Source organism: Pseudobacillus wudalianchiensis, from assembly GCF_001685015.1.
Lineage (GTDB): Bacteria > Bacillota > Bacilli > Bacillales > Domibacillaceae > Pseudobacillus > Pseudobacillus wudalianchiensis.
Genome location: NZ_MAYT01000023.1, coordinates 232629 through 249954, shown reverse-complemented (window position 1 = coordinate 249954; position 17326 = coordinate 232629). Strand labels below are relative to the sequence as shown.

15 protein-coding genes are annotated in these 17326 nt (G+C 41.9%); 11 read left to right on the top strand and 4 right to left on the bottom strand.

Annotated features, from left to right (window positions below):
- Positions 1-15 precede the first annotated feature (15 nt).
- The 3 genes from hydA to A8F95_RS11720 all read left to right on the top strand — a co-directional run bounded on the left by hydA (position 16) and on the right by A8F95_RS11720 (position 3295).
- Positions 16-1425: a dihydropyrimidinase gene (gene hydA, locus A8F95_RS11730; protein WP_065410668.1), complete on the top strand. Its 1410-nt coding sequence runs from the start codon at positions 16-18 to the stop codon at positions 1423-1425.
- A 132-nt stretch (positions 1426-1557) separates the two neighbouring features.
- On the top strand, positions 1558-3030 hold the full coding sequence (locus A8F95_RS11725) for an NCS1 family transporter (RefSeq protein ID WP_065410667.1): 1473 nt from the start codon (positions 1558-1560) through the stop codon (positions 3028-3030).
- A gap of 31 nt (positions 3031-3061) precedes the next feature.
- The gene (locus A8F95_RS11720; protein ID WP_065410666.1) at positions 3062-3295 is read left to right on the top strand and encodes a hypothetical protein; all 234 of its coding nucleotides are present in this window, start codon (positions 3062-3064) and stop codon (positions 3293-3295) included.
- 142 nt (positions 3296-3437) lie between these two features.
- Here the strand turns inward: A8F95_RS11720 and A8F95_RS11715 are convergent, their stop codons facing one another.
- From A8F95_RS11715 to fdhF, 4 genes are all read right to left on the bottom strand, one after another.
- A complete protein-coding gene (locus tag A8F95_RS11715; protein WP_065410665.1) occupies positions 3438-3995 on the bottom strand; it encodes a hypothetical protein in 558 nt (185 codons plus the stop codon).
- A gap of 233 nt (positions 3996-4228) precedes the next feature.
- Positions 4229-5032, bottom strand: a complete 804-nt coding sequence (locus A8F95_RS11710; protein ID WP_065410664.1) for an ABC transporter ATP-binding protein — start codon at positions 5030-5032, stop codon at positions 4229-4231.
- A 236-nt stretch (positions 5033-5268) separates the two neighbouring features.
- Complete coding sequence (locus A8F95_RS11705; RefSeq protein WP_065410663.1) at positions 5269-5751, bottom strand: helical membrane plugin domain-containing protein; 483 nt, start codon at positions 5749-5751, stop codon at positions 5269-5271.
- A 20-nt stretch (positions 5752-5771) separates the two neighbouring features.
- A complete protein-coding gene (gene fdhF, locus A8F95_RS11700; protein WP_065410662.1) occupies positions 5772-8699 on the bottom strand; it encodes a formate dehydrogenase subunit alpha in 2928 nt (975 codons plus the stop codon).
- Positions 8700-9096: 397 nt separating this feature from the next.
- Between fdhF and A8F95_RS11695 the strand changes: the two genes are divergently transcribed.
- The 8 genes from A8F95_RS11695 to A8F95_RS11660 all read left to right on the top strand — a co-directional run bounded on the left by A8F95_RS11695 (position 9097) and on the right by A8F95_RS11660 (position 16897).
- On the top strand, positions 9097-9441 hold the full coding sequence (locus A8F95_RS11695) for a Na-translocating system protein MpsC family protein (protein WP_049660893.1): 345 nt from the start codon (positions 9097-9099) through the stop codon (positions 9439-9441).
- A gap of 12 nt (positions 9442-9453) precedes the next feature.
- Positions 9454-10260: a formate dehydrogenase accessory sulfurtransferase FdhD gene (fdhD, locus tag A8F95_RS11690; RefSeq protein WP_065410661.1), complete on the top strand. Its 807-nt coding sequence runs from the start codon at positions 9454-9456 to the stop codon at positions 10258-10260.
- Between the two features lie 217 nt (positions 10261-10477).
- Positions 10478-11794 carry an amidohydrolase gene (locus A8F95_RS11685; RefSeq protein WP_245671309.1) on the top strand — a complete coding sequence of 439 codons (1317 nt, stop codon included), beginning with the start codon at positions 10478-10480 and terminating at the stop codon, positions 11792-11794.
- A 23-nt stretch (positions 11795-11817) separates the two neighbouring features.
- A complete protein-coding gene (locus tag A8F95_RS11680) occupies positions 11818-13137 on the top strand; it encodes a helix-turn-helix domain-containing protein (protein WP_065410659.1) in 1320 nt (439 codons plus the stop codon).
- 234 nt (positions 13138-13371) lie between these two features.
- Positions 13372-13884, top strand: coding sequence for a flavin reductase family protein (locus tag A8F95_RS11675; protein WP_065410658.1), 513 nt, complete (start codon positions 13372-13374; stop codon positions 13882-13884).
- 72 nt (positions 13885-13956) lie between these two features.
- A complete protein-coding gene (locus A8F95_RS11670; protein ID WP_065410657.1) occupies positions 13957-15420 on the top strand; it encodes a 4-hydroxyphenylacetate 3-hydroxylase family protein in 1464 nt (487 codons plus the stop codon).
- Positions 15421-15535: 115 nt separating this feature from the next.
- On the top strand, positions 15536-16120 hold the full coding sequence (locus A8F95_RS11665; RefSeq protein ID WP_065410656.1) for an FAD synthetase family protein: 585 nt from the start codon (positions 15536-15538) through the stop codon (positions 16118-16120).
- A gap of 87 nt (positions 16121-16207) precedes the next feature.
- A complete protein-coding gene (locus A8F95_RS11660) occupies positions 16208-16897 on the top strand; it encodes a DUF1028 domain-containing protein (RefSeq protein WP_065410655.1) in 690 nt (229 codons plus the stop codon).
- Positions 16898-17326: the final 429 nt, after the last annotated feature.

Here is a 17326-nt window from a genome sequence, read left to right as displayed (position 1 = left end):
AGGGGGAACGAATGAATGAAAAAATTAATAAAAAATGGAACAATCGTCACCGCATCAGATCTTTATGAAGCAGATATTTTAATTGAAGGGGAAAAAATAGCTGCTATTGGCAGGAATTTAGATGAAAGCGCCGCTCAAGTAATTGATGCGAAAGGGGCTTACGTATTCCCAGGAGGGGTCGATCCTCATACTCACTTGGATATGCCATTCGGCGGCACCGTGACGAGTGATGATTTTGAAACAGGAACGATTGCTGCAGCTCACGGGGGGACAACAACGGTGATCGATTTTTGCTTAACGAGCAAAGGAGAACCATTAAAGAATTCGATCCAAACATGGCATGAAAAGTCAAAAGAGAAAGCTGTAATCGACTATGGTTTTCATCTTATGATTAGCGAGGTTAATGACAGTGTATTAGCAGAAATCCCTAAAATTATCGAGGAAGAAGGGATTACGTCATTTAAAGTCTTTATGGCGTATAAAAACGTATTCCAAGCAGATGATGAAACGCTATTTCGCACCTTGCTGACAGCAAAAGAGCATGGGGCGCTCGTAATGGTGCACGCGGAGAATGGGGATGTGATTGACTTTTTAGTGAACAAGGCGCTAAAAGAAGGCAACACCGATCCTATTTACCACGCTTTAACGAGGCCGCCAGAGGTAGAGGGAGAAGCGACTGGAAGAGCTGCTCAATTAACCGGCCTTGCAGATTCCCAGCTGTATGTCGTTCACGTATCGTGTGCAGAGGCGGTAGAAAAAATTGAAGAAGCCCGAAAGAAAGGCTATCAAGTGTGGGGAGAAACGTGCCCGCAGTACCTTGTACTAGACCAGTCTTATTTAGAAAAGCCGAATTTTGAAGGCGCCAAGTACGTGTGGTCTCCGCCTCTTCGTGAAAAGTGGAATCAAGATGTATTATGGAACGCCTTGAAAAACGGGCAATTACAGACGCTTGGCTCTGATCAGTGTTCCTTTAATTTTAAAGGCCAAAAAGAATTGGGATTAGGAGACTTCACTAAAATTCCGAACGGCGGGCCAATCATCGAAGATCGATTCAGCATTCTATTTTCAGAAGGCGTGAAAAAAGGACGGATCTCCATTAATCAATTTGTTGATATCGTATCAACGAGAATTGCTAAGCTATTTGGATTGTTCCCAAGAAAAGGAACGATTGCTGTAGGCAGTGATGCCGATATTGTCATCTTTGACCCAAATAAAGAAAGAACGATATCAGCTGAAACTCATCATATGAATGTCGACTACAGCGCTTTTGAAGGCATGAAGGTGACCGGGGAACCGATTTCCGTTTTATCTCGCGGCGAATTCGTTATCCGTGAAAAAGAATTCGTTGGGAAGCCAGGAAAGGGGCAATATTTGAAGCGAGACCGTTTTGGGAGTGCAAAGAAGCCGGCTGAACAAGTACGTTAATGAGTAAATAAGACGTCCGAACGTATGCTATCCGTGGAATGCTGCTTTGTTCATGAAAGGGAGGGGGTCCTTCCTTTCATTTGTCATCACTGCTATTCGTGAAACTAAGAGAATGAATAGAGGAGATATGTGATGAAAAAGAATAGTGACTATTTAAAGTCGCCGGATCTTCTTCCAATTGCTCATCGTGATAGAAAAATCGGTACGCTTGGATTCTCGGTCATGTGGATAGGGATGGCCGTTGTCCTGGCGGCATTTGCTATTGGCGGAGCGGGAGTACAGTCTATGCCATTGACATGGGTTCTATTGGCCTCTTTTGTTGGTTGTATCGTGATTGGTTTTTTGATCACTCTGATCGCAGATATCGGCATAGAACACGGAATTTCATTTCCGATTTATTTAAGAGCCCCTTTTGGTACACTAGGGACTCATTTTCCCTCTCTTCTCCGTGGAATTGCTGCTTCCATTTGGTTCGGGATCAATTCTTATTTCGGAGCTGCTGCTATTAATGGAATTCTAAATATCCTGACGGGGTTCGATAACTGGTTTGTTTGCCTGCTCGTATTTGTAACGGCGCAGGTGATCAATACATCGATTGGAATTAAAGCAATAGAGAAGTTTGCCAATCTAGCAGCTCCGACTATTATTTTGATTTCTATCTGGATGTATTACACTTTGGCTGATCGGGCAAGCGCCGCCGATAAGAACGTATGGACATGGATTGAACATCCTGTATCAGGTGCTGCCTTGTCTGCTGCCTTCTTAACGGTCGTATTAGGCAATATGGGGTATTGGTCGACATTATGTGCAGATATTTCTTCCATTTCCCGGTATATTAAAGCTCCAAAATATGAGAAAAACTGGTTTAAGAGAAACAAAGGGGCTTTAGTGGGAAGCGTCATAGCGATGCCGTTAACGCAAACTTTTGTTGTAGCCATTGGAGGCGTTGCCTACATTGCCGTGGGGAATTACGATCCCATTGTTGCTTTGCAGGAAGCGGCAGGCGGAATTGTATTGGGAGTATTGCTTCTTATGATTGTGTTTGCCCAATGGTCAACGAATACGGCAGCCAATTTAGTTCCGGCAGCTACTGTTTTTTCCAATATCGGCGGACCGAAAGTGCCTTTTTACGTAGGGGTGGTAGCAGCCGGGATTATTGGGATGGTCACGCAGCCGTGGAGCCTCTTTGATGCATTAATGCCGTTTCTGCTCATTAGCGGCGGCCTGTTATCAGCAATCGTCGGAATCTTGTTCGCCGACTATTATGTTATACGCAAACGCAGGGTCAATGTGCCAGATCTGTATGAGCAAGCTGGCCAATACAGTTATCATATGGGAGTAAATTGGGCTGGAATGATCGCTTGGTCAATCGGAGGAGGAGCTTCCGTGATCTTTTCAGAGTACTCTTTCATCGTCGGGTTTCTGCTTTCTGCAGCCAGTTACTATGTGTTAGCTAAGTATTGGTGGTTCGCGAAATATAAACAGGCGGAATTGCAAGATCTCAATGACGAGAGCTATTTGGGGATTACCGCAGGACGTGATTGGGTCATTGACAGTGAAGGGAAAGAGAAAAATCTGACGGATAAGGAACAAGCCACTATATAAAAGAGCCTATTGGCTAGCAGGGGGAGAAAAGATGTCATCTTATAAAGAGTTTTTAAAAGAGAAAGAAAAAATTGATGAGCTATATGAAAATGGCTATACGATCACGCATGTTCGAGAAGATTTAAGCGGAGCTTTTCTAACTTTCGAGCGTTCAAAATTAGACTTAAAGAATAAAGAACAAAGAAAAGAGCTTCAAATCCTAACAGCAGATGCCCGGAAGTACTTTTCCAATTTACTGATAGCTAATCAAAAAAAGCTAGTATAAGGGCGTAATAAAATGAACGATTCCCCCGCTAAAATAATGCTGAAGACATTGAAAAGATCTTTTGTCTGCTATCTTATGTGTTATTTTGGCGGGGTGCCTATTTGTTCACCTGTCGTGTGCAGGGCTAGTTGGAGCTGCCTGACTAAAGGTGGAGTTCGTTTATTCTTTTTCCTGGATGAGAGTCCTGAATCTTAAAGACTAACTCGACTTTAATATCTTTAATTTGTTTTTCCTGGTCGTATAAAACATAATAAATAATTTCATCATCTATATGGTAAATGATACCGTCGTTAGAGCGAGATAGAAGAAATTCTTTAATCGTATTTCCTATTTGTTTAAAAAGTTCTAATGGGCTCTGGTCATCTGTAGGATCTGGAAAGTGCTTACCGGCATATTTCCAACGAAGGGCTTCCTTCCTTAAGCGGGCTTCGCTAAATTGATAATTGAGAATAAAGGGGTTTTGAAAACAAATCTTTTGGCTTAATACAACCGCTGATTCATCACCTTCAACTTCGGCATGGCAAAATGCGTACTGTGCTGCCAGGGCAGGATCATTAATGAGATAAATACCTTGTCCGAATAGAGAGCGGGCAGCTACCCTGTTATTAAACTCTCTTAATTCATTACGCTCATATTTTTGATTTAGAACGACCCTTTGAGCTTCTCCATAACTGACACCGCGGTAAGCTGTTCTTTCCAAGAAAAACCCTCCCTTTATAAATGTTCTTTTCGACAAACAAACTAATGGATTGCGACCTAGGAATTTTTATTTGGAATAAAGATGAAATAGAAGCTATCAAACCAGTAATAAACGAGACAAGAAACATATTTTTATTAAGCGTTTACATAAACATTGTTTACTCCGGAGCTATTAGGAAATGATCCGGAGTAGAAGAGATAGTTATCATGCGCATTAGCTGCATGGAATAAAATTTAATTTCTTGATTTGACACGAATCCAGGGACGATCATCTTCCCAGTTTAATGAAATCGGCAGGTGAAAAGTTTGACTAAGTACGTCTTCCGTTAAAACGTCTTTTTTTGGACCAGCCGCCACCGTACGCCCATTAGCTATTAAGAGGGCATGGGTAATAGAGGGAACGAGCTCTTCGATATGGTGGGTGACGTACAATAAAGTTGGCCCTTCTGGTAAATAACTCATCTTTTCAATGGTAGAAAGCAGCTCTTCTTTTGAATATAGGTCGAGCCCATTACAAGGCTCGTCTAAGATGAGCAGCTTCGGGGAGGGCATGAGTGCTCTAGCAATCATCATTTTTCTTTTTTCTCCTTGTGAAAGCGAAAAATAAGTCTGATCGGCTAAATGGTCAATTCTAAACTGTGTAAGCAGTTCCTCCGCTTTTTTAACATCCTCTTGGCTGATTTCATCATATAGGCCAATCGAGGCATTTTTTCCGCTTAACACCACTTCAAGGACAGAGTCACTTGGACGAGTGTGAAACTTTTCTTCAAGCGAAGAGCCTACCCACCCAATGCTCTTACGAAGTTCAGGAATATTCGTCTTGCCAAAAAGCTGGCCTAATACCGACACTTTTCCTTTAGTGGGCCATTGGTAGCCCGTAATGATTTTTAGAAGAGAAGTTTTTCCTGAACCATTTAAACCAAGAACCGCCCAGTGTTCTCCTTTCGCTACACTCCATGAAATATGATTTAGAATCTCTCTTTCTTCTCTCTTCCAAGTAATATTTTCCAACTCAATCACTTTATTCTCCCTCAACATGTATAAATCCTCCTATAACGAGCTGCTTTTAAAACGGTTTCTCATCTTAATAGGCGAGTGCCTTTATTATACTCTGATTTATATATTTATAGTTTGCAGGAGAATTTCCTCTTTTAATTATCTCTATTCTTAAGAAAGGACAAAATGCCTGCTTCACAATAAAAAAGGGTGTTCCGCATCCTTTCCTTTGGAACACCCATAATAATAATAAGTTTGATTAACCTTTTTAAAGCTTTCTATTCTTTCTTTAACTCTTTTCCCATTCCTTTTAGAAAGTGAACCCCAAATCGGACAGCGCGATTGATGTCAGGATCTTTTAGGACTTTTAAGAGATCTATCATTCCAAGCGGTTTGCCGCTATGAAGGTGTTCATTTGCTTCTTCTACGCCGGCTGTGATGCTTCCTGTTAGTTTTTTCATCATGTTGGGGTCCATATTAGCTAGTGCATCCGTTGCACTTAAAAAGTGATTGATCAGGTTCGTGATCGGCTCACGGGATGCCTGGTGAATAGCAATGCTAGCGACTTTTTCTTTCGCCTGCAGCATAGAATTGGCGGCTTCAAGTGCTCCCATGTCATTTAATTCACCAACAATTGTTAGAATGCTGTTTAGAGCCTCTTCGTGCTCTGCTAACTGTTTTTGCAGATCGGTCAGCTTTTGCTGTGCCTGTTCTTCTCCGATATATTCATGTTTTCGAATAGAAGTAATCGGTGCAGCCATTCAATTCCTCTCCTTTCTACTTATTTAGTAGTTAAATGTACATATCCTGAACGCTTCCACTTACGCTGTACTTCTACGCCGTTTTGCGGATGCCTCTTTTTATTGCGCGGGTTCGCTTTTGGCAGCGGTCTTTCCCCTTGAGTCGTGAGTATTTCCATTCGCACTTTTGTCTGTTTATAAGCAGGGGTATTTGTACGCTGGTCAACAGCAGGCCCCGTTAAAAAGTTGATCGCGGATTCTTTATCGACAGAGTTCATAGGTAAAAATAATTCATTCGCTTTAACGCGGCTAGTTACTAAGACAGGGAGCTTTAAGGCGCCATACGGAGAAATTAGGCGTACGAGTGCTCCGTCTTGAATTCCTCTTTCTTCCGCTAGTTCAGGAGATACTTCAACGAAGATTTCCGGAACTTTTGCCTGGATGCCTCTCGATTTATTCGTCATATTGCCTTCATGGAAATGCTCGAGCATCCGGCCATTGTTAATGTGCAGATCAAATTCTTCCGGAAACTCAACAGGCGGAACCCATTCAGACAAGGCAAAGCGCGCTTTTTTGTCTGGGAAGTTAAACCCGTCTGTATAAAGAAGGGGAGTACTTGCTCCGTCGTGGCTTCCCCAAAGGAAACTATTCCAGCCTTCCAATTTTTCGTAGCTTGCCTGACTAAATAGAGGAGCAAGGCTTGCCATTTCATTAAAAATATCACTTGGACCGCTGTAATTCCATCCGGCGCCTAAGCGGTTAGCGATTTCCTGGACGATCCACCAGTCAGGCTTGGAATCGCCTAGTGAAGGAAGAACTGGATACAAACGTTGTACGCGGCGTTCTGTATTCGTAAAGGTTCCTTCTTTTTCAAGAGATGGAGAGGCAGGTAAAATAACATCTGCATACTGGGCCGTCCTTGAAAAGAACATATCCTGAACAACAAAGAAATCAAGTGATGATAATATTTCATGAACATGATTGGCATTAGAGTCAACGAGAGCCATGTCTTCACCTACGACATACATGGCTTTCATGTTACCAGCTTCAATAGACTTTAACATTTGAATATTATCCAAACCTGGCACAGCAGAAATGTTTACGCCATAAGCTTTTTCAAACTTTTGGCGGGCAGCATCGTCGGTCACGTGCTGATAGCCTGGAAGCCAGCCTGGCAGGGTTCCCATATCACAGGCGCCTTGAACGTTATTGTGACCCCGGAGTGGATAAGCACCAGCACCTGGACGACGGTAGTTGCCTGTGGCAAGCAGTAAATTTGAAATTGCAGCAGAGGTATCGGAGCCGCCGGTGTTTTGTGTGACACCCATTCCCCAAAGAATACAAGTCCCATCTGCATCGCGAATCATTTCAGCCACCCGGATCAATGTATCTTGAGCAATGCCGGTGACGGTTTCAGCGTATTCTAATGTATATTTTTCTAGTACACTTTTAAATTCTTCAAAGAAGTGAACGTTCTCCTCAATGAATGCTTGATCATGCCATCCTTGATCGATCATATATTTCGTAACAGCCATTAACCATACTTGGTCTGTTCCTTGTTTTGGACTGATGAAGATATCGGAACGCTCGGCCATTTCATGCTTGCGTACGTCGGCTACGATCAGCTTTTGTCCATGCAGCTTGTGGGCACGTTTGACACGGGTAGCCAAAACAGGATGTCCCTCGGCAGGGTTGGCGCCAACGATGATGACGAGTCCAGCCTTCGCAATGTCTCGAATAGTTCCAGCGTCACCGCCCATGCCAACTGTTCGGAATAACCCATCTGTCGCCGGAGATTGGCAGTAACGGGAGCAGTTATCGACATCATTCGTTTCAAATACTTGCCGTGCCAGTTTCTGAATTAGATAGTTTTCTTCATTTGTAATTTTTGAAGAAGAAATAAAGCCGACAGAGCCCGGACCGTGTTCTTGTTGGATAGAGCCAAGCTTACTCGCAACGAGGCTTAACGCTTCTTTCCAGGTTGCTTGGACAAACTCCCCATTTTTACGGATTAAAGGGGTAGTGAGACGTTCTTCTGAATTGACGAAATCCCAGCCGAACTTTCCTTTTACACATGTAGAAATGGCATTCACAGGTGCTTCTGAGGTTGGTTGAACTTTCAGGATTTTGCGGCCTTTTGTCCAAACCTCAAAGGAGCAGCCGACTCCGCAGAAAGTACAAACCGTTTTTGTTTTCTTTGTCCGGGTTTCTCGCATAGCAGCTTCCACTTCAGATACGGCAAAAATACCGCTATATCCTGGTTCAACAGCTTTCACCAGGTCAATCATTGGTGTAAGAATTTCCTCTTTCATTCCTGTCATAAAGCCAGCTTCGCCAAGCATAGACTTCTCCATTAACGCGTTGCATGGACAAATGGTGACACATTGTCCGCAGCTGACACAGGAAGAATCATTAATCGGGCTGCCTTTATCCCAGAGAACACGAGGGCGTTCCGCTTCCCAGTCAATCGATAACGTTTCATTCACCTGTAAATTTTGGCACACTTCTACGCATTGTCCGCAAGCAATACATTGATTAGGATCATAGCGGTAGAATGGATGAGACATATCGACTTCACAGGCAGCTGCTTTTGGCTTGTACGGATATTTTTGATGCTCAATTTCCATTTGCTGAACCGTGTTATGAAGCTTACAGTTGCCATTATTGTTGTCACATACGGTACAATAAAGTAAATGGTTTTCGAGAAGGCGATCCATCGCTTCCGTTTGTGCCTTCTTTGCGAGAGAAGAGGAGAGTTGAACATTCATGCCGTCTTGTACAATAGTGGAGCAAGAGCGGACGAGTTCTCCATTTACCTCCACAATACACGTATCGCACGTTTGAATAGGATCTACTTCAGGGACATAACAAATTTGTGGATGGGGGATCTTTTGCTCATTCACAACCTCTAGAATGGTTGAGCCGGGCGTAGTTATGTATTCTTTTTCATTAATTGTAATGGTCACCATTATCGTTGCCTCCCTTTCTAAAAAATAAATGAATATTGTTTTCCGATAATTGATTCTAGCGGAGGAAAGTGTCCGCCTGTAGCGAAAATCAACAACCAATATAACAGCGCCAAAAAATAAAAAACTCCACCATGAAACTATGCCTCGGTACTAGACATAATATGCTCATGGTGGAGTAGTTATTTAGCAATTCCTACTAAACAGCCAATCCAATTAAATGTTAAAATAGGAAAGAGCCAAAACAATGACTATTATTTTGCGTCCTTCTTCCCTATTATAAGGTCTGGATAAAAAATAGACAAGATACACAATGTTTAATTAGGAATATTAGGATAATTGAAAAAACGCTGGTTATTATTCCTTTACTAAAAAAGTGAACAGCAGGGAGAGTAAACGTATGTCCAAAAAAGTTCATGCATTTAATGATATTATCCGCAAGCTTCGCAAGGATCTGCTCGGGAAAGGTCCGGAGCGAATTCATAGCGTATTCGTAGAAAATATGGCTATTTCCACTTTGTACGGCAATTTAACTCCAACCGAAAAGTTTATCGCTAAAACCCCAGAAGGAAAAGAAATGGTGCATGCGGCTAGAACAAGGCTCATTCAAGAGGTGTATGCCTCTAGTCCTCCAGAAGGATTGGAAGAGCTTGTTGGCGCGAAACTGGTTCATTTATTTTCAGATATTAAGGTAGAAGAAGATATCGCTGTTTCTGTATTTGTCTTCGATAAAAATATTGTTTAGAAGGTGAACATAGTGAATAAGACAGAGGTAAAGCGAAGTATTCTTCGTGTTACAAACGGGAAGGTTCAATATACGGAAGACCTCGTCGTAACAGAATACCCCGTGACGATTAAAATAAATGGCGAAGAGTTTGTCACAATGGTCTGTACGCCGGAATATATCGAAGACATGGTCATTGGTTACCTAGCTTCGGAAGGAATCGTCCGCCGCTATGAAGATATTAAAGATATTCGTTTACAAGAAAAAGAAGGCTATGTCTACGTGGAAACGAGTAAGTTGAACCCTTACTCCCAGCGCTTTCAAAGTAAACGATACATCACCTCTTGCTGCGGGATGAGCAGGCAGGGGTTTGTTTTTGTGAATGATGCCTTAACAGCTAAAAAAATGGATGGAATTCATGTTAAGCTTTCCCCGGAAGATTGTTTTCGGCTAATGAATGACATGCAGCAGTCTGCTGCTCTTTTTCATGAGACGGGCGGCGTTCACAACGCTGCTTTATGTGATAAAAATGGAATGATGCTGAGTCGGATGGATATTGGCCGTCATAATGCCCTTGACAAAATTTACGGATATTGTATTAGAAACAGCATTTCTATTAGCGATAAAGTACTCGTATTCAGTGGACGCCTGTCTTCAGAAATTTTATCGAAGGTTGCCAAAATCGGCTGTGAAATTGTGTTAACGAAGTCGGCTCCTACAGAGCTTGCTCTACAGTTAGCGGAGGAATTAAACATTACAACGGTTGGATTCATCCGTGATCGATCTTTGAACGTCTATACATGTCCAGAACGGATCGATCTACATGGAGAGAATAATTAATAACACAAATAAACTCTTAATTTCGAATTCTTTGTCCATTTTTTTACAGACTTGTTTTGACAAACTAGTCTGAATTATAATGAAAGAGAGAGAAAAGGAGTGCGTGCGAAAACGTTCTCCTTTTTTGTCTTATTTAGTAGATCTGTTAAAGTTCTCATGTAAAATTCTCTTACTAGCCGTTTAATCAAATCATACATATTGGGGGATGAGGAACGTGATGAGTCGGGTTTCAAGTTTGACGAAAGAAATTAGTCAGTCGTTAGTCGAATGGCGCCGAGACTTTCATAGACATCCGGAGTCTGGATGGGTAGAATTTCGGACTGCTTCTATCATAGCTTCTAAGCTGTCTAGCTGGGGGTATGAACTTGCAACGGGGCAAGATGTCGTGGATGAGAAATCACGGATGGGGGTACCTAATGCAGAAACGTTGGAGCGGCAAAAGAGAAGAGCGTCTATCCAAGGGGCAGACCTAAATTGGGTTGAACAGTTTTCTGGAGGTTTTACAGGAGTTGTTGGAGTTTTGGATACGGGACACCCTGGACCGACAATCGGGCTGCGCTTTGATATTGACGCTTTGGATATACAAGAATCCTACGATGGAGGCCATCGTCCTGCGAGAGAAGGGTTTGCTTCAGTAAATGAGAACATGATGCACGCATGCGGCCATGATGCTCATATGGCGATTGGTTTAGGGATCGCTTATGTGCTAGCGAATATGAAAGACCAATTAAAGGGCCGTTTCAAGCTGATCTTCCAGCCTTCGGAAGAAGGAGTGCGCGGAGCAAAGTCGATGGTCCAGGCCGGAGTTGTAGACGATGTGGATATTTTTATTGCTCTGCATATTGGTCTGGGCGCTGAGCTAGGGGAGTTTGTTTGCAGTGATTTAGGCTTTTTGGCTACTACAAAGTTCGACGTAGCATTCTCGGGTAAAGCAGCTCATGCCGGTGCCAATCCTGAACAGGGGAATAATGCGCTTTTGGCTGCGGCAACGGCCTCGTTAAATATGCATGCGATCTCTCCGCACAGTGGCGGCCATTCAAGGATCAATGTAGGAGTATTGCAGGCTGGCAGTGGAAGAAATATTATTCCAAACAAAGCATTCCTTAAAGTAGAAACCCGTGGTGAGACAACGGAGATCAATGAATTTATGTACGAAAAAGCAATTAAGATTATTCAATCAGCAGGAGATATGTACGGAGTCACGTCAAGCGTAGAAATTGTCGGTGAAGCAAAAACAAGCCAATCAAGTGACGAACTGCTCGGTTTTCTGCGTAATCAAGCAAATGATATTGAGGAAATACATACGGTGAGAGATACGTTTCAATCAGGTGGTTCTGAAGATGCAACTTACATGATGGCGCGTGTTCAGGAACTGGGCGGGCAGGCAGCTTACGTTGTATTCGGCACGAGGCTTGCTGCGGGCCATCATAACGAAAAGTTTGATTTTGATGAAGCAGTTATGCCAATTGCAGTCAAAACACTAGCCAGCTGTGTTGTCAATATGGAAATTAGCTCCGTTCTCCATGTTAGTTGAATTGATAAAAAGGAGGAGTGAGAATGAAAACAAGAGTTGGAGTGGTGGGACCAAGGGATTCTATCCAGTTAATTAAAGAAGTAGCAAAAGAGTATGAAAACCAATTAGATCTTGTTCCATTTGTGTATAGTCGTGCAGAAGAAACAACCAGCATCGTGGAAGAGAATCAGCATTTAGTCGATATCTGGCTTTTTTCGGGTCTTACCCCATACACTTTGGCCAAAAAAAGCACATCCAATCAACCTTTCTTTTACCTGAAGTTAAATGGTTCAAGCTTTATGAAGGCCCTTCTAGAAGCAGGTTACAAAGACCAAAAGTGTTTAAATAACATTAGTATAGATATGTTGGATGAAAAAGATATTTATGAAACGTACGGAGACTTGCAAATTACACATGACAATATTTACTGGTATGAATATAAAGGGTACACGCCGATTCAGGAGATTAGTGATTTTCACATTAACTTATTTAATGAAGGAAAAGTCTCTGTGTGTGTGACATGTTTAAGTGATGTTTTTGAGAACCTTCGCGTAAAAGGAATTCCTGTGTATCGCAGTACCCCCACACGTGCCAATATAAGATCCACGATCAGCTTAGCTCTTCAGTACTGGCAGACTGTTCATTTTAAGCAATCCCAAATTACCGTTATGCTCATCAAAATGGATAATATGGAAAAGATTGAAAGTCCCCATGTTTTATCATACGAGCTCCATCGATTGAATCTCGAATTGCAATCAGCCATTTTAGATTTTAGTGAAACGATAGCCGGATCATTCGTAGCCATTGGCATTGGAACGTATATTATTTTTTCCACGAGAGGCTCACTGCAAGAAGCTGGGGAACAAAGTGTTCAATTGCTAGAAAAAATCGCTCTTATTACCGATTTACCTTCAAATATCGGCATTGGATATGGGGATACCGCTTTAGCGGCTGAAGAAAATGCCCGCCTCGCTTTGCATCACGCCCAAAACTATGGGAAGTTTTCGGTATTCGTCGTGGAAAACAATGGGGTAGTGAAAGGTCCTCTTGAAGACAAACAAAGTATCTCTTTTGGATTTAGAAATGAAAATAAAGAAATAGGAGATAAATTGAAGCAGAGCGGGGTCTCGATCACAACCTTCAATAAAATTATGGCTGTCCAAAAAAGTCTCGGAAGAAATGCCATTACGGCGTCTGAAATTGCGGAGTGGCTAAAAATGACTCAGCGAAACGCCCGCCGTATATTAACCGATTTAACAAAAGTAGGGATTGCCGAAGAGATAGGCGAAGAAGCCCCGACCTCAAGAGGACGACCAAGAAAAATATATCGAGTAGGACTGAATATAACAGCAAATCATTCATAATGATGTTAACCTCTTTCTATCATAGCCTTCTTATCTAAATGACAGCGCTCTGTTATTTAAATAAGAGGGCTATTTTTGAATGTGCCGCTTTTTATTTAGAGTTTAAAAGGAGAAAACTATTAAAAGAATTTTTAGAAAATTTTGTTGACTTCTAGAAAAGAAGTTTGTATAGTTTATTTAAGGAATAATTAAAGAAAAAATCCTTAAATAAAAACGAAGAAGGAGGAGAGTTAAATGAGTACGATTTCTTCTAAAGAAAATAACTCTTCAAAGTTAGTAAGTTCTGAAGAATTCAGGAACGTGATAAGTCACTTTACGAGCGGCGTGTCCATTATTACTGTGAGAGAAGATGACGTTGACTACGGTATTACAGCCAGCGCTGTAAGCTCTGTTTCTCTGGAACCGCCTATGCTTCTTGTTTGCGCTAACAAGAGTACAGGCACATGCCACACTATTTCAAAAGTTGGTTCCTTTACGGTCAATATTCTTGCTGAACATCAAGGTGGACTGGCCCTGCAATTTGCTAGAGCGAACACGGAAAAGTTTAAAGATGTCAATATGTCTTATGGAGAGCTTGGGAACCCTGTGTTACATGATACGCTTGCGCAGATTGAATGCCGGGTGGTCGAAGAGGTAACAGGCGGTACTCATTCCGTTTTTCTTGCAGAAGTTCAAAAAGCTGAAGCAGCAAGCGGAGATCCTCTCGTGTACTTCAAAGGAAAATTTGGACAGTTTAAGCAATCTTAAGGAAAGTGTAAAAACCAATTAATCATATGTAAGCTCTTTCAAAAAACCAGGAAATGAAAAGGAGGAAGTAATATGGCTTTAATGACGGGCAAGCAATACCGTGAATCATTGAATGATGGTCGGGAAGTTTACATTGATGGCGAGAGAGTAACAAATTTGGCAGAGCATCCGTCTTTTAAACCGATTATAGATGTAAAAGCTAGAATGTACGATATGGCTTTTGAAGACCAGTACAAAGACATCTTAACGACAACACTTGAAGATGGAGAAAGAGTTTCCCGCGCCTATCAGGCACCGACAACAAAAGAAGACTTAACGGCTATTCGTACGCACGTAGAAACTGTTCTTGATGATTTAGGCGGAGTCGTGTACCGCGTTGGGGATGAAACGATTGGTGAAATGTGGTCCTTATATGATGCCAAAGATCGATTAAAGGAAATTGATCCTACTTACGCCAAAAATATTGATTATCATATCGATCGTGTCGCACGAGAAGATTTATTCCACGTATCGGCTAACACGGACCCAAAAGGTGACCGCAGCAAATTATTCAGCGGGAAAGACGGCGGAACATTGCTTCATGTTGTTGAAGAAAATGATAAAGGAATTGTGGTTACGGGGGCAAAGTTTGAAACAGCTGCTGCTTATGCCCACCAAGCGTTTGTGAAGCCGACCATTTTAGATTGGAATGCCGGCTCAGAAAAAATGGCTCCGTTCGCTTGTGGTTTTATCTGTGATATGGGCTCACCTGGATTAAAGCATATTTGCCGTACTTCTCTCGGAACGAATAAAACTGAAACCGATTATCCAATTGCTACTAAATTTGAAGAAATTGATACTCTTCTTATCTTTGATAACGTTTTAATTCCATGGGAAAATGTCTTATTTCACCGCTCTTTAGAATCTGCTGCTTATATTCGTTCTACTCTTCATCGTTATTCTGGCTTCAACTATACACTTAGAATGCTGCGTCGAGCGGATTATTTAATTGGAGTGGCGTTATTAAACGTTGAACAAACAGGTCTCACACAGCTGCAAGCAGTAAAAGAAAAAATATCTGAACTCATTAATTACCGTGAAGGCATCAATGCTCATTTGACCGCAGCTGTTGCGAATGCAGAAATAAGTCCGGGCGGCTTGATGATGCCAAATCAATCGCTGCTTTACACTGGACGGGTCTTTGCTTTATCTAATTTCCCAGCTATGGCTCATTTAACGAGAGAGCTTGTTGGAGGACAATTAGCGGTAACGCCGGATTCTGCTACGATGGCTGATCCAGCGATTCAAGAATACATGGATAAATATTATTCTGTTAGCGAGTGGAGCGCCGAAGAAAGAGGAAAGCTGCTTTATTTCGCAAGAGATCTTTTGAATTCCTCTTATGCAGGCCATCGTACAACGTTTGAATTGTTCGCTCAAAGTCCGCCATTCGCTCAGCAAATGGCCGTTTTTAACAACTTTAATGCAGAAGCTCAACGAGAATTAGTTCGAAAAGCAGCAGATTTAAAACCAGCTGTACCAGTTACCAATCTTTAATTTTTAGTCTCTGTTAAAGGCGAAAGTTGTTTTTATAGAAGGCATCTGAATGCAGCGAAGACCAACAACTAAGTACAACAGAGCCAATTTTTAAAATAGAAAGGGGAAGGTTTCATTGGATATTCATACACCAGGTACTTTACAGCTTTCTGCATCTGTTCTAACGATTGGTGCGCTTGACGGCATTCACAAGGGGCATCAGGCATTACTATCAAAAGCAAAAGAGCGGGCTGATCAGCTTAAAGTTCCTTTTGTTGTCTATACCTTTGATCCTCCTCCCAAGGTCTTTTTCAAAGGGTGTCAACAGTTAATGTCGGTAGAAGAGAAGCTACAGGCACTTGAAAGAATCGGAGCTGATCATGTGATTGTGGGGCCTTTTGATGAAGCCTTTACGAAAAAGGAAGTTCTAGACTTTATTGCAGAGCTGCAGGAAATGAACCCAATTGAAATTTGGGAAGGTCCTGACTTTTTATTTGGTAAAAATAAAAAAGGGACAATCGAAGTGCTGCGCCGTTATTTCTACGTAGGAATTGTAAATCCTTTAATGTGTAAGGAAGGCGAAAAAATTTCTTCTACCCGCATTCGAAAGTTGTTACAGCAGGGTCACTACTCCCGAGCGAAAGAGCTGCTGGGAGAGGAGTGCCTAGACTCTTTCCGATCGCTCCAATCCTATGCAGCAGATATATCGATGAGTGGTTAAAGGAATAAGCTTTTTATATGGTTTATTGAGTAAACGGAGCGGCATTGATGCTGTCTGCAGCTTCTTATTTTCAAGGAGGAATTTTATATGAAAATAACAAACACATTTTCGGTAGCAGGGCGATGTGCAGCAACGGGCGCTTTAGGAGCTGTCGTGACTTCTAGCAGCCCGTCCGTTGGTGCACGGTGTCCTTGGGTTAGGTCGAATGTAGGGGTGATTCTGACGCAGAATGTGACAGATCCAAGACTTGCCGATATAGGGTTATCCACTCTAGAAAAAGGGTATGATGCGCAATCAGCTATTCGGACAATGATTGCAGCTTCTGAATTTCCTGAATTTAGACAGCTGGCTGTCGTAGATGCGAAGGGAAAATCCGGTGTGTTTACTGGTGAAAGAGCACTTGGTGTACACGGAGAGTTTTATGCAGAGAATGTAGCCTGTATCGGCAATCTATTAAGTGATCGGGCTATTCCAGAAGCGATGGGGCAGCGTTTCTTAGAAAGGACGGACCTTTCTTTGCCGGAACGGTTAATTTCAGCGATCGAGCTTGGGTTTCATATGGGAGGGGAGCTTGATCAAGAGCATTCTATTGCCCTGCTAGTCTATCATCCGGATGCTCCATTTGCTTATGTTGATTTACGTGTAGATTATAGCGACGATCCACTTGCTGATTTGAAAAAAGTATGGGAAATTTACGGTCCGCAGGCAAAAGATTATAAAATTCGGGCCGTTGAACCTGAACTTGCCCCTTCTTATGGAGTAAAAGGAGATGAATAACGGGCAAGATCATGGAACTTTATTAGAGTGAAATAATTTTGATTATTTATTGCTGCTGACGGGAGGAGGCCGATGGTTTTTAAGCAAACGGGCTCCTTCTTTTGTCTGGCGATAAAGCAGCTTCTATGTGGCTAATAGAGAATTGAGAGTTTCCAATAAGATGGTTGAGTCGCAGAAAAGAGCCCATTGATATGGAATGTTTACGAAATTTTAAAATCGGGACTTTAAAGAAAAGAACGTAAGATGAGAGCGGCTTAATAATGCGGATTAAATATTCTAAATATTTAGAAATGTTATTGACAGGCTTAAAAACAGATTGTATTCTTTCAATAAAGAGTTAATTAAGGAATATTTAGGGATAAATTCCTTTTGGATCTTTAATCTATAAAAGTACAAGTAGAGAAGCAAAAGATGAGCATCCATACAACA

Bases quoted from the DNA above. Each gene is read 5' to 3' on its own strand.
- hydA (WP_065410668.1), top strand. From the start codon at position 16: ATGAAAAAATTAATAAAAAATGGAACAATCGTCACCGCATCAGATCTT.
- A8F95_RS11725 (WP_065410667.1), top strand. From the start codon at position 1,558: ATGAAAAAGAATAGTGACTATTTAAAGTCGCCGGATCTTCTTCCAATT.
- A8F95_RS11720 (WP_065410666.1), top strand. From the start codon at position 3,062: ATGTCATCTTATAAAGAGTTTTTAAAAGAGAAAGAAAAAATTGATGAG.
- A8F95_RS11710 (WP_065410664.1), bottom strand. From the start codon at position 5,032: ATGTTGAGGGAGAATAAAGTGATTGAGTTGGAAAATATTACTTGGAAG.
- A8F95_RS11705 (WP_065410663.1), bottom strand. From the start codon at position 5,751: ATGGCTGCACCGATTACTTCTATTCGAAAACATGAATATATCGGAGAA.
- fdhF (WP_065410662.1), bottom strand. From the start codon at position 8,699: ATGGTGACCATTACAATTAATGAAAAAGAATACATAACTACGCCCGGC.
- A8F95_RS11695 (WP_049660893.1), top strand. From the start codon at position 9,097: ATGTCCAAAAAAGTTCATGCATTTAATGATATTATCCGCAAGCTTCGC.
- A8F95_RS11685 (WP_245671309.1), top strand. From the start codon at position 10,478: ATGAGTCGGGTTTCAAGTTTGACGAAAGAAATTAGTCAGTCGTTAGTC.
- A8F95_RS11680 (WP_065410659.1), top strand. From the start codon at position 11,818: ATGAAAACAAGAGTTGGAGTGGTGGGACCAAGGGATTCTATCCAGTTA.
- A8F95_RS11675 (WP_065410658.1), top strand. From the start codon at position 13,372: ATGAGTACGATTTCTTCTAAAGAAAATAACTCTTCAAAGTTAGTAAGT.
- A8F95_RS11670 (WP_065410657.1), top strand. From the start codon at position 13,957: ATGGCTTTAATGACGGGCAAGCAATACCGTGAATCATTGAATGATGGT.
- A8F95_RS11660 (WP_065410655.1), top strand. From the start codon at position 16,208: ATGAAAATAACAAACACATTTTCGGTAGCAGGGCGATGTGCAGCAACG.